Annotated in this window: 10 protein-coding genes and 1 riboswitch; of the genes, 8 read left to right on the top strand and 2 right to left on the bottom strand. The window is 32.0% G+C overall.

Going from position 1 to position 11834, the window contains the following annotated elements; genetic code table 11:
• Positions 1 to 4 precede the first annotated feature (4 nt).
• From yfcC to CCE28_RS06440, 6 genes are all read left to right on the top strand, one after another.
• A complete protein-coding gene (yfcC, locus tag CCE28_RS06465) occupies positions 5 to 1537 on the top strand; it encodes a putative basic amino acid antiporter YfcC (protein WP_095132166.1) in 1533 nt (510 codons plus the stop codon).
• 167 nt (positions 1538 to 1704) lie between these two features.
• Positions 1705 to 2493: a hypothetical protein gene (locus CCE28_RS06460; protein ID WP_095132164.1), complete on the top strand. Its 789-nt coding sequence runs from the start codon at positions 1705 to 1707 to the stop codon at positions 2491 to 2493.
• Between the two features lie 14 nt (positions 2494 to 2507).
• Positions 2508 to 2978, top strand: coding sequence for an NUDIX hydrolase (locus CCE28_RS06455; protein ID WP_095132162.1), 471 nt, complete (start codon positions 2508 to 2510; stop codon positions 2976 to 2978).
• Between the two features lie 50 nt (positions 2979 to 3028).
• Positions 3029 to 3128, top strand: a riboswitch (TPP riboswitch).
• Positions 3129 to 3397: 269 nt separating this feature from the next.
• Positions 3398 to 4060, top strand: coding sequence for a thiaminase II (gene tenA / locus CCE28_RS06450; RefSeq protein ID WP_095132160.1), 663 nt, complete (start codon positions 3398 to 3400; stop codon positions 4058 to 4060).
• A 12-nt stretch (positions 4061 to 4072) separates the two neighbouring features.
• Entirely contained in the window at positions 4073 to 4687 is a 615-nt protein-coding gene (thiT, locus tag CCE28_RS06445; RefSeq protein ID WP_095132158.1) for an energy-coupled thiamine transporter ThiT, read from the top strand.
• 340 nt (positions 4688 to 5027) lie between these two features.
• The gene (locus CCE28_RS06440) at positions 5028 to 7025 is read left to right on the top strand and encodes a molybdopterin-containing oxidoreductase family protein (RefSeq protein WP_095132156.1); all 1998 of its coding nucleotides are present in this window, start codon (positions 5028 to 5030) and stop codon (positions 7023 to 7025) included.
• A 60-nt stretch (positions 7026 to 7085) separates the two neighbouring features.
• On the opposite strand, the gene CCE28_RS06435 is transcribed toward CCE28_RS06440, so the two are convergent.
• A complete protein-coding gene (locus CCE28_RS06435) occupies positions 7086 to 8537 on the bottom strand; it encodes an aminotransferase-like domain-containing protein (RefSeq protein WP_095132154.1) in 1452 nt (483 codons plus the stop codon).
• A 38-nt stretch (positions 8538 to 8575) separates the two neighbouring features.
• Positions 8576 to 9673: an alanine racemase gene (locus CCE28_RS06430; RefSeq protein WP_095132152.1), complete on the bottom strand. Its 1098-nt coding sequence runs from the start codon at positions 9671 to 9673 to the stop codon at positions 8576 to 8578.
• A 196-nt stretch (positions 9674 to 9869) separates the two neighbouring features.
• Here CCE28_RS06430 and CCE28_RS06425 point away from each other — a divergent pair, with 196 nt between their 5' ends.
• Both CCE28_RS06425 and CCE28_RS06420 read left to right on the top strand, forming a co-directional pair.
• Positions 9870 to 10574, top strand: coding sequence for a B3/B4 domain-containing protein (locus CCE28_RS06425; RefSeq protein ID WP_095132150.1), 705 nt, complete (start codon positions 9870 to 9872; stop codon positions 10572 to 10574).
• Between the two features lie 195 nt (positions 10575 to 10769).
• The gene (locus tag CCE28_RS06420) at positions 10770 to 11147 is read left to right on the top strand and encodes a RidA family protein (protein WP_095132148.1); all 378 of its coding nucleotides are present in this window, start codon (positions 10770 to 10772) and stop codon (positions 11145 to 11147) included.
• Positions 11148 to 11834 lie beyond the last annotated feature (687 nt).

Raw genomic sequence — 11834 nt, 5'->3', positions numbered from 1 at the left:
TATTATGTCAGTAGAAAACAAGACGAAGGAACAAAGAAAGAATAAATCTTGGCAAATGCCTGATACTTATGTAATTATTTTCTTTGTCGTATTATTTGCCGCACTTTTAACTTATTTAATTCCAGTTGGGCAATTTGAAACGAAAGATATAACCTATGTTTACAAAGGTGTAGAAAAATCAAGAACCGTACCTATTCCTGAGAGTTTTAAAATTTTAACAGACGATAATGGGAATTCAGTAAAGAATGGTATTAAATGGTTTGAACCAGGTGGTGGTGTAGGAATTGTTAACTACGCATTTGAAGGTTTGGTTAGTGGTAGTAAATGGGGTTCTGCAGTTGGCGTAGTTGCATTTATTCTTGTGATTGGTGGTGCATTTGGAATCATATTAAGGACGGGTGCAGTTGAAACAGGAATGATGGCAATGATTAAAAAGACTAAGGGTGCGGAAAGCGCTATTATACCAATATTATTTGCACTATTTTCTATAGGTGGAGCAGTATTTGGTATGGGTGAAGAGGCTATACCCTTTGCAATGATCCTTGTGCCCATATTGATTGGGATGGGATATGATGGTATAACGGGTATAATGATTACGTACACGGCAACACAAATAGGTTTTGCAACTTCATGGATGAATCCATTTAGTGTTGCTATTGCTCAAGGGGTTTCAGGAGTACCTGTTATGTCGGGAGCTGGTGTTAGATTTTCTTTGTGGGTATTCTTTACAACTATAGGAATTATCTATACTTGGAGATATGCTAAAAAAATCAAGAAAGATCCTACTTTATCCCTTTCGTATGAATCAGATAAACAGTATAGAGAGGACTTTAAGAATAAAGAAAATATTGAAGTTAAATTTGAGATGGGTCATAAGTTAATTTTATTAACTGTATTTTTAGGTATGATTTGGGTTATATATGGAGTAATGAAATATGAATATTACCTTCCTGAAATTGCTACCCAATTCTTCGTAATGGGGATTGTTTCAGGGGTTATAGGTATTATTTTCAACTTAAATAACATGAGGTTAAATGATATTGCTAGTTCATTTAGAGAGGGAGCCAAAGATTTACTTGGTGCAGCATTGGTTGTTGGTATGGCAAAGGGAATTATACTTGTTCTTGGAGGATCAGATCCTACAACGCCAACTGTATTAAATACAGTTCTTCATGGAATAGGAAATACTATAGGATCTTTACCAGCAGCTGTTTCAGCCTGGTTTATGTTTGTATTCCAATCAGTGTTTAATTTCTTTGTTGTATCTGGCTCAGGACAAGCAGCATTGACAATGCCTTTAATGGCACCACTTGCCGATTTAGTAGGTGTTACAAGACAAGTGGCTGTTCTTGCATTCCAACTAGGAGACGGTTTTACCAACTTAATCGTACCAACTTCAGGTTGTTTGATGGGAATGTTAGCTGTTGCAAGACTTGATTGGAGTAAATGGGCTAAATTCCAGCTTAAATTTCAAGGAATACTATTTGTACTTTCATCTATTGTAATGATACTTGCTGTAATGATAGGATATAATTAAAATATAAGGGCGTACTTTTTAGTACGCCCTTATATTTTATCCAATAATGGAAATTAAGATTTTGTTAACATAATAATAATGAATTCATGATAATATATATATGGGATAGATAAAAGATAGGTTGTAGTATAAGATGAAGTAACTATATGATGAGGAGATTTAATAAAATGAAAAAATATAAAAATTATTTGGCAGCATTATCAGTTATTGGTACATTAACATTAGGACTAGCAGGTTGTATGGGTTTTAAAGCAGAAGAGGTAAAATCAGAAAATATAGTAAAGGAACAAGTTGTAGAAACCCAAAATAAGGTAGAACAGAAAAAAATAGAGATTACTGATGGAAATATAATAGAAGTGAGTGAAGAAATAAAGAATTTTGTTGGATTAGATGAAGACCTAGGTAAGTACTTACAAAATGAGCCTACAATGGTCACTTTCCTAAAAGATGAAGATGGTGATAATCCAGATGTAAATATAATGTATATCTATGAAGGAACGGAAGATGAAGATTCAACGGCCCTTTATTTATATATAGAAAATGACTATATAGTTAATGCTAAATTAGATGAATATAATGGTTCTGTAAACTTAGATTGGAAAGAGGATGAGACCGTTGTATTTACAAATTCAGGCCAATTAGAAAAGCAACCGAAAGAAGAAAACATTTCCTTAGATTTTGAAAATAGAGAGTTAGCCCAAAAGGAAATTAATGATAAATTTGTTGGAAAAGAGTTAAGAGAGTTTAATGAGTTTATCAATCATTATATACCGGTTACTAAAATAGTAAGAAAAGATACGGGATTAGTTATGCATGTGTATTATGCAATAAACAAAGAGGGATATACCCTAAGTACTACAATGAATGTAATTACAAAGGACAATATAATTAAAGAAATTTATTTAGAGGATTCTTATAATCCATCTATTAATCCAGTAGATAAATTAAGATTATAGGGTAGGAGAATGTTATGGGAAACTATATAATGGAGTTGAGAAAGATAGTAGGACATAGGCCTTTAGTTATGTGTGCAGCAGGAGTTTTAATCATTAACGAAGATGGTCAAGTTTTATTACAACAAAGGACAGATAATAACATGTGGGGTATACCTGGCGGTGCTTTAGAGTTAGGAGAATTATTAGAAGAGACAGCAAAGAGAGAAGTATTAGAAGAAACGGGATTAACTGTATCTAATTTAGAGTTGTTTGGAACATATTCAGGAGAGAGGATGCATCATATATATCCAAATGGAGATGAAGTATATATTGTATCTTCCGTATATATAACTAGGGATTATAAGGGAGAATTAAAACTAGATAAAGATGAAAGTAAAGATCTAAGATTTTTTAATATAGATGATATACCAAAATCAATAAATCCTCCAGATGAACCTATAATAGAGGATTTCATAAAAACCTTTAAAAATAAGGATATCTACTAAAATAGATAGATATTTATTTAAGAATCATTTATAATTAATATGAAAATAAAATATTTTGCTAGGGGTGCCTAAAGGCTGAGAGGTGAATATTCACCAACTCTTGTACCTGATCTGGATAATACCAGCGGAGGAAAGCTTGTTAAATATACATAGTTATATTTGTAAAATAGAACTATAAAGCCATATTCCATGCTGGAATATGGCTTTTTTACTTACTAGGAAATTATCATATTCTCCAAATTGTGCATAAGTAAAAAAAGTAAGGGGTGTGGGGGAAGAATTCCCCTGCCTCTTTAAAGGAGGATGCTCAGATTACGTTAGTAATCGTCGAAAGGAACCATAGGGTTCCTTAGCGAAGCATACGGAGTATGCCTTTTTTACTTACTAGGACCTAGCAAATATGAAGAAAGGTGACTAAAATGAAATTTACTGATTATTTATTTGAGGAAGTAAAGCCCGTATGGGAAGAGTATTTAATCCATCCCTTTATTAAGGAAATAGCAGATGGAACTTTAGACAAGGAGAAGTTTAAATATTATCTTATACAAGATTACTTGTATCTTAAGGAATATGCAAAGGTATTTTGTGTGGGTGTAGTGAAAGCCCAGACCATGAAAGATATGAAATTCTTCTACAAATCCATAAAGGGAACTATGGAAGACGAAACGGCAGTTCATATAAAGTATTTAAAAGATTTTGGAATGGAACCGGAAGAAGTGGAAAAATGTGAATATGATCTAACCACATCTAGTTATACAAGTTATATGCAAGCATTGGCTCTAACTGGAGACATAAGAGAAATTGCCATAGCCACATTACCTTGCACATGGAGTTATAACTACATAGGTAAGTATTTATTAGAAAATCATGGGAACGAATTAGAAAATAATTTTTATAGACATTGGATAGAATTATATGGTTCAGAAGGATTTACAGATTTTTCAGATGCATGGATTGAGTATACTGATAGAATTTGTGAAAATATATGTGAGTCAGAAAGGAAAAAATTAAGGGATATATTTATTAAAGCTAGTATATATGAGATGGAATTTTGGCATATGGCTTACAAGGAAAGAACATAAGGAGGACATATTATGATTAATGGAATTATAGGATTATTAAGTGTAATATTCTTTGCATATTACATAATGAAACTTAGAAAAAATAAATTTGACACTAGAACTATGGTGATAGTATCCATGTTTAGTGCCCTGTCTTATATACTATACCTTATTCAATTTATAAAATATCCTCAAGGAGGAGGTATAAGCCTATTCTCCATGTTGCCTGTAATGTTATTATCCTTAATATATGGAAATGCAGTAGGTCTTACAGGAGGATTAATATTTGGTTTCCTAAAATTATTAAATGGTTATTTTATAGTTCATCCTATTCAGTTTTTATTAGACTATATATTATCTACTATGATGCTAGGTATTGCAGGATCTTTTGGAAATCATAAAAAGGTAAAAGTGATATTGGGTTGTTTACTTGCCGTATTTGTAAGTGTAAATTTAAATGTATTATCGGGAGTTATATTCTTTGGTCAGTATGCACCAGAGGGTATGAATGTATGGTGGTACTCTATAGTATATAACTATTCTAGTGCAGGATTGGAAGGGGTTCTTACTACTATAATAATAGGATTGATGCCACTTAAGAAGTTCATATCATTAGGAAAAGGAAGAATTACTGGAGGAAATGAATAAAAGTAGGTTTATATGATTTATTAATTTATGGGATAGTGGAGACACTATCCCTGTTTAAATATATGGGAAAATTATTTGTTATCCAGGCGTAGTGTTAACCTACTACGTTTCTATAAATAAAAACGTTTCACAGGTAAGTCACTATCAGATTCTAGAGTGTGAATTTTATAATGAGGGTAGAAGATTCGTAAATGTTTGCAGCGAGTGGGATACTGATGTTCCACCTGCTGAAAAATTTTTTATTTATAGAAACTTGTAGGTATCCAGAGTTTATTGATTTGTAGTTAGTTTATATATAGTATAATGGAGAAAATAAGTGAAGTATAAGGGGTGAAGTAATATGAAGGATTATAGAACTGTCTGCCCTAGGGATTGCTTTGGTACGTGTGGTCTTAAGGTACAGATAAAGGACGGGAAGGTATTAAAGGTAAAGGGAGATAAGGATCATCCTGTTACAAGGGGTATAAGTTGTATTAAGGGAAATAATTTTCATAATATAGTAAATAATGAAGGTAGATTAATGGCTCCTTTAAAGAGAGTAGGAAATAGGGGCGAAGATAAATTTGAGCCTATTAGTTGGCATGAGGCAATAGATGCTATTTATGAAAATCTATCTGCCATAAGAGATAATCATGGGCCTGAATCTGTCATGTATTACAAAGGGTCGGGGACCTTTGGAATTGCTAGGGAATGTGATAGGGGATTTTGGTATCAATTTGGTGGATTTACCACGAAAGAGGGAAGTCTATGCCAGGGGGCCATATCTAAAGCAATAAATTTAACTTATGGAGATAGGAAACATAATGATATGGAAGACCTTATAAACTCAGATTTGATTATTTTATGGGGGAAGAATCCTGCTTTTACCCATCCACAAATGATGAATCATATAAATAAGGCAGTTAAAAATGGAAGCAAATTAGTGACTATTGATCCAAGAATAAATGAATCGAGTAAAAATAGTGATTTGCATTTATGCCCAAGACCAGGAACTGATGGAGCCTTAGCCCTAGGTATTGGAAATGAGCTTATAAAATCAAATAGTATAGATGAAGAATTTATTAATAAATATGCCTATGGATATGAAGAATATAAGGAATTAGTTAAAGATTATTCTCTAGAAAAAGTAAATGAAATAACTGAAATAGACAAGGAAAAAATAGAAAAGCTAGTTAGTTTAATTAAAAAACACCCAAAGTATGCATTAATAATGGGATTTGGAGTTCAACGTTACACTAATGGAGGGCAAACTTCTAGAGCCATAAGTTTAATACCTCCTTTAACAGGAAGTATTGGTAAAAGTGGAGCCTGTCTATATGTGGATAATGGACAAGGAGAAGGTTTTGAGTGGCCCATTAGCCCTGAAAAACCAGATGAAATTAGGTCCATACCTATTGGTAAGTTAGCCACTATCTTAGGAACAGAGGAAAACCCTCCAATTAAAGGTATGTGGATTCAAATGGCAAACCCATTGACTTCCAATCCTAATACTAAAAGATTAAGAGAGAATATGAATAATCTGGATTTCGTAGTAGTCTGTGATTTATTCATGACAGATACTTCAAAGATGGCAGATATAGTATTACCTGTAGCTAGCCCCTTTGAATACTATGATTTAATTAAAAGTTATGGACATCCGTATATCCATCTTCAAGATAAGCTAATAGATCCTCCAGGACAATGTAAACATGAGAGTGAAATCTATAAACTTTTAAGTAAAAGGTTTGGTTTTGATGAAAAATATCTGTTAGATAATGATGAAGATTTGATAAAAAATATATTGAGAGAATCTAGCCATAATGTGACTATTGAAGAACTTAGGAAAAAACCATATCTACCTAAAAACAGCGAAGACATTGCCTTTGAGAATTTGGAATTTAATACACAATCAGGGAAAATAGAGTTCTATTGTGAGCGAGTAAAGGAAGAATGGGGAGCCAGTCCACTACCAGAATATATAGAACCAGAAGAGGGAAAAGATTCAGATATAGTCAAAAAATATCCCTTAAGTTTTTTAACTACCCATTCAAAGAATAGAATTAATTCTCAATATGCTAATGTGGATGAACTAAAGGAAGAGAGTATATTGAGTATAAACCCTAAGGATGCTAAAGATAGACATATAGAAAATGGAGATTTAGTAAAAATATTTAATAAAATAGGGACAATTACTTTAAAGGCTAAAATAACGGATAGTATAAAAGAAGGTATAGTTCATGTATTCTTTGGCAATTGGGAAAATGAAAATGGAGTAAATAATTTAATAAAAGATAGATTAACAGATATAGGAGACAATACGGCCTTTCATAATTGTGTCGTACAAGTGGAAAAAATATAAAGCTGAATTAACAAAAGAGTCTAAGAAAAACATCTTAGACTCTTTTACAAATTAATATAGTTAATCATGAAGAAGTCTTTGTACAATATTAGATAATATATGTAATCCCTTCTCTATGTCCTCATGGGATGCATAAGAATAAGAGATTCTAATATTAGTATTTGAATTAGATTCATATACATATCCAGGATAAAGTAAAACACCAGATTTACATCCTTCTTCAAAGAGTTTATGCATATTTATTTTCCCCTTTAATTTTACCCATACATAATATCCTCCCTGGGGAATATGCCATGTGGCCATATTTGAAAAATATTTATTTAGGGCGTTTAACGCAATGTCTCTTCTTATACGAAGTTCCTTTCTTAAAAAATCAACTTGCTCTTCATAAAGACCTGTAGATAGCCATTTAGCAACGGTTAATTGAGATAAGGAACTGGAACCATAATCCATTTGCATTTTTATATCTGCCAAATGGGATATGACAGAATCAGGACCTACTATCCAACCTATTCTTAGACCTGGACTTAGGGCTTTAGACATACTACCTATATATAGGACGTTACCACTTTTATCAAGACTTTTAAGGGAATCGGGCGGTGGGTTGTCAATCCATAGTTCCCTATATACATCATCTTCTATTATGGGTAACTTCTCTTCCTTGCATATTTTAATTAATTCTTTCCTACGTTCCTGAGACATGACGTTCCCTGTAGGGTTTTGAAAATTGGGTATGGTATATAATATGGAAGATCTATGTTTCTTCACATATTTTGGGATTTCTTTGGCCATGATTCCTTCATGATCCATTGGAATACCTAATCTTCTCATACCTAAAGTCTGAAGTATTTGAAGAGAATACATGTATGATGGCTTTTCTATGAACACGGATGACCCAGGTTGGAGGAGGCCTATGGATATTAGATGTATGGCTTGCAATGCTCCTGATACTATGAGTATGGAGGATGGAGCTGCATCAATATTTTGTGCCTTTAAATACTTACTTATTTCTTCTCTCAAATGATACATTCCATGGGGGCATTCATAACCTAAGTTGTTCATGTCTATTGATACTTTATTGACTATTTTTTTCATGTTTCCATCTGGAAATAACTCTGGAGAAGGTTCTCCAGAGCTAAGCCTAATTATTTTGTCATCCCATTCTATATCATTTATAGTTTTTATAGTTTTATAGTTAGGAATTTGTATTCCTTCTCTCATATAGGTTTGCCAATCAGGCTGAGATTTTGTTAAATCTAAAATTGAACTACTGATGATTTTTGTACCACTTTTACCATTACCCTCTATTAAACCTTGAGATTTCAATTCACTTAATGCAGCCACTATGGTACTGCGATTTACATTAAATAAGCGAGCTAAATCCCTTTGGGGAGGAATAATGGAACCAATGGGCCACTGTCCTTTACTGATTTTATCAGTGAAATAATTTATGATCTGCCTACGTAAAGGCACTATGGAGTTTTTGTCTGGTTTCCAGTGAATACTAATCATGTCTTACCTCTCTCTATGAAAAATTGTACTTATTTTAATTATATACAAATTTTAGTCACAGAGGAACTATTGCTTAAATATAAAACAGATTGATAATAGGTGGCCAATTCTATAGAATCTCCAATTTTATAATTTTGTATAGCCTTTTCCATATCGACAATTAAATGATCGCTACTACTACCTATAATCTCAAGATTAGGGTCCTTAGGAATAAGTTTATCATGGGATCCAAAATCCTGTTTTCCAACGGCTAAGAGTGCTCTTTTGTGGATGCCTTTATCTTCATATACGGGTTTGTTTCCAAAGGAATCTACAGATAATTCACCTATGGGATAAGACGGTTTATCTTTAATTTCAACTATTTCGGCCTTTAAGGTGAAGGTATCTTGTTTCATATAATCCATTTCATAATTATAATATTTTGGTAAATCTCTAGCTGTTAATAGGGCTTCGCCTATTCTTAGGTTATTAATTTTAGATGGTATAGTTTCATTTAAAAGCAATAATAAAGATGAAGTGGCTCCACCAGATACTAGATCTAATGGTCTACCGATTTTATCCTCAATTGAAGAAGCTAAATTACAAAGTCTAGTAAGATTAGAAATAGTAGGATTAACAGAACCATAGCATCCCACATTAGTGCCTATTCCATATAATTTAACATGACTTAATTCATTTTCTACAAAGAGGGCTAATTGAATAAATTCATCCTCATTTATACAACCTTCCCTTAAATCTCCTAAATCAAACATTAATACTACTTTGTGGATGGTATTTTGTATCATACATTCTTTTTCTATAGCCCTTAGAATGTCAATTTCAGAATTGAGACTAATATCTACATGTTGAACTAAGTCACTTACTTCTGTTAACATGGGAATTCTAATGAGCATAGTTTCACATGAAACATTATTATTTTTTAACTTGATAAGCTGTTCAATTCTAGAGCTGGCTAAGAAATCACATCCACCTTTAATAAATTCTTCAGCAATTTCCTGTATGCCACCACAGCCTTTAATAACTCCAGCTACACTTACATTTTTACAATGACAGCGAGAGGTTATTTCGTTCACGTTATGATAAATGGAATTTAAATTTATCTCAAGAATTGGATATTTTATGTTTTCATTATTCATAGCAATCTCTCCAATACACATAGGATTATTTAACTTTAAAGTAAATATAATACAAAATCACAATGATTACTCCATCCATAACAAAGATTTCATAGGCAACCAAAAAACTATATTGGTTGGTACAAAAATTTTTGAGTTGGTTGGATACATTTAATACATAGGAGGCTATAATAGGGATAAAAGGGGAGGTATACATATGAAAAAATTCATAATAGAAGAAGGCTTTTGGAATCTATTTCCTCAAGCTCAAATAGGAGTATTAGTATGTAATCATATAGATAACTCTATAAAAGATGGCTTTAGATATGAAAGCCTTCTTAGGGAAGCTGAAAAAAAGGCTACTCATCATATAAGTAGTGGCCAATTTAGTGAAAACAAATGTATATCCATATGGAGAGATGCTTTTAAAAAATTCCCAACTAAAAAGGGAAGTAGAGCTTCAATAGAAAATCTACTGAAAAGAGTTAGCAAGGGAAATGAAATAGGAAATATAAATCCTTTAGTGGATATATATAATTCCATATCACTTAATTACGCCCTACCTTGTGGTGGAGAGGATATGGACAAATTTGTAGGGAATTTAAGACTTACTCATGCGGATGGAGATGAATCCTTTATACCCCTTGGAGAGACTGATAATAAAAGTCCAAAGGAAGGCGAAATTGTATATAAGGATGATGAAAGTGTAATATGCCGTTGTTTAAATTGGCGAGAAGCTGAGAGAACTATCCTTACAGAGAAAACTAAAAATGCTATTTTAGTAATAGAATCTATAGATGAAGTCAGGGAAGATGATTTAAAAAAGGCAGTGGCGGAATTAAAAAATTTAGTAATAAATAATCTAGGTGGAAGTTGTAGTACATACATAATGAATAAGGACAATAAAGAAATAGTCATATAGATATTAAATTGGGGAAAGTGGTATAAATAGGTTGTACTGCATAACCTATTTTATATACAATTAAAGATTAATAATATATATATTAAAATTAAAATAAGTAAAATACTAGGTTTCAGCTAGGGATAGGCTTTCATTCATCTTTGGCATAAATATTGCGATAATACTTAAAGAATTAAAAACTAGGAGGAATCGCAGATGAATAAAGAAATTATTTCAACAACTAAAGCGCCAGGTGCAATTGGGCCATATTCTCAAGGGGTTAGAGTTGGGGACTTTGTATATACTTCAGGTCAATTACCAATTAACCCTGAAACAGGAGAAGTGCCAGCTACTATAGAAGAGCAAACTAAGCAAGCGATTGAAAATGGAAAAGCTATTTTAGAAGCTGCTGGAAGTCACATGTCAAAAGTATTTAAGACTACAGTATTCTTAAAGGACCTTTCTGACTTTGCTAAAATGAACGAAGTTTACGGATCATACTTCAGTGAAAACTTCCCGAGCAGAAGTACTGTAGGGGGAACTCAATTAGCTAAAAACGCATTAGTTGAAATTGAGTTTGTAGCCACTGTATAATTTATGATAAACATATATAGACTGTTAACAGAATATGTTAGCAGTCTTTTTACATTATGAATATAATGAACTATAACTAAAGTAAAATACTGTGTTCACATTCAACAAAAAATATTTATTGAAATAAAATCATTCAAATAGGAATTTTATGGATGAAAATGAAATATATATATAATATATATAAGTAAAGGAGATGGTGAGAGGAAAGAAAATCTTAGAAAGGAGAGTACTTAGAGAAATTTAAGGAGAAGGAGTGGTTCCACCAAAGCATGGATGATTCACAAACAATTGCAGAGTAGAAAAGACAACTCTATTAAAAATAGTTAAGGAGTTGTCTTTTTTATTTATATAAAATTTTTATAGAAATATATTATTTTTTCAGAAAATTGTTTCAATAAATATTTCATGGGTATATATGAAACATACAAAAGAAAAAAGAAAAAGGAGATGATTAAGAGAACTAGAATTTTAGTAATTAAACAACTTAAAGAAATTTAAAGAAAAGGGGTGAGTCCACCAAAGAATTAATGATTTAAAATCAAATATAAAGTGAGAAGTAAAAAATAGTACACATGTAAAGTTAGTAAGATGAAATTTTTATAAGAATATATTATTTATTTTCAGAAAATTGTTTCAACGAGTAGGACATGGGTATATAAGAAATATAGAAAAGGAAAATTAAAAGGA

This window comes from Anaeromicrobium sediminis, from assembly GCF_002270055.1.
Lineage (GTDB): Bacteria > Bacillota > Clostridia > Peptostreptococcales > Thermotaleaceae > Anaeromicrobium > Anaeromicrobium sediminis.
This window is presented reverse-complemented; position numbering and strand designations above follow the sequence as displayed.

What these genes read in the sequence shown, in the direction of transcription:
- yfcC (WP_095132166.1), top strand. Translation starts at nt 5, where the DNA reads ATGTCAGTAGAAAACAAGACGAAGGAACAAAGAAAGAATAAATCTTGG.
- CCE28_RS06460 (WP_095132164.1), top strand. Translation starts at nt 1,705, where the DNA reads ATGAAAAAATATAAAAATTATTTGGCAGCATTATCAGTTATTGGTACA.
- CCE28_RS06455 (WP_095132162.1), top strand. Translation starts at nt 2,508, where the DNA reads ATGGGAAACTATATAATGGAGTTGAGAAAGATAGTAGGACATAGGCCT.
- tenA (WP_095132160.1), top strand. Translation starts at nt 3,398, where the DNA reads ATGAAATTTACTGATTATTTATTTGAGGAAGTAAAGCCCGTATGGGAA.
- thiT (WP_095132158.1), top strand. Translation starts at nt 4,073, where the DNA reads ATGATTAATGGAATTATAGGATTATTAAGTGTAATATTCTTTGCATAT.
- CCE28_RS06440 (WP_095132156.1), top strand. Translation starts at nt 5,028, where the DNA reads ATGAAGGATTATAGAACTGTCTGCCCTAGGGATTGCTTTGGTACGTGT.
- CCE28_RS06435 (WP_095132154.1), bottom strand. Translation starts at nt 8,537, where the DNA reads ATGATTAGTATTCACTGGAAACCAGACAAAAACTCCATAGTGCCTTTA.
- CCE28_RS06430 (WP_095132152.1), bottom strand. Translation starts at nt 9,673, where the DNA reads ATGAATAATGAAAACATAAAATATCCAATTCTTGAGATAAATTTAAAT.
- CCE28_RS06425 (WP_095132150.1), top strand. Translation starts at nt 9,870, where the DNA reads ATGAAAAAATTCATAATAGAAGAAGGCTTTTGGAATCTATTTCCTCAA.
- CCE28_RS06420 (WP_095132148.1), top strand. Translation starts at nt 10,770, where the DNA reads ATGAATAAAGAAATTATTTCAACAACTAAAGCGCCAGGTGCAATTGGG.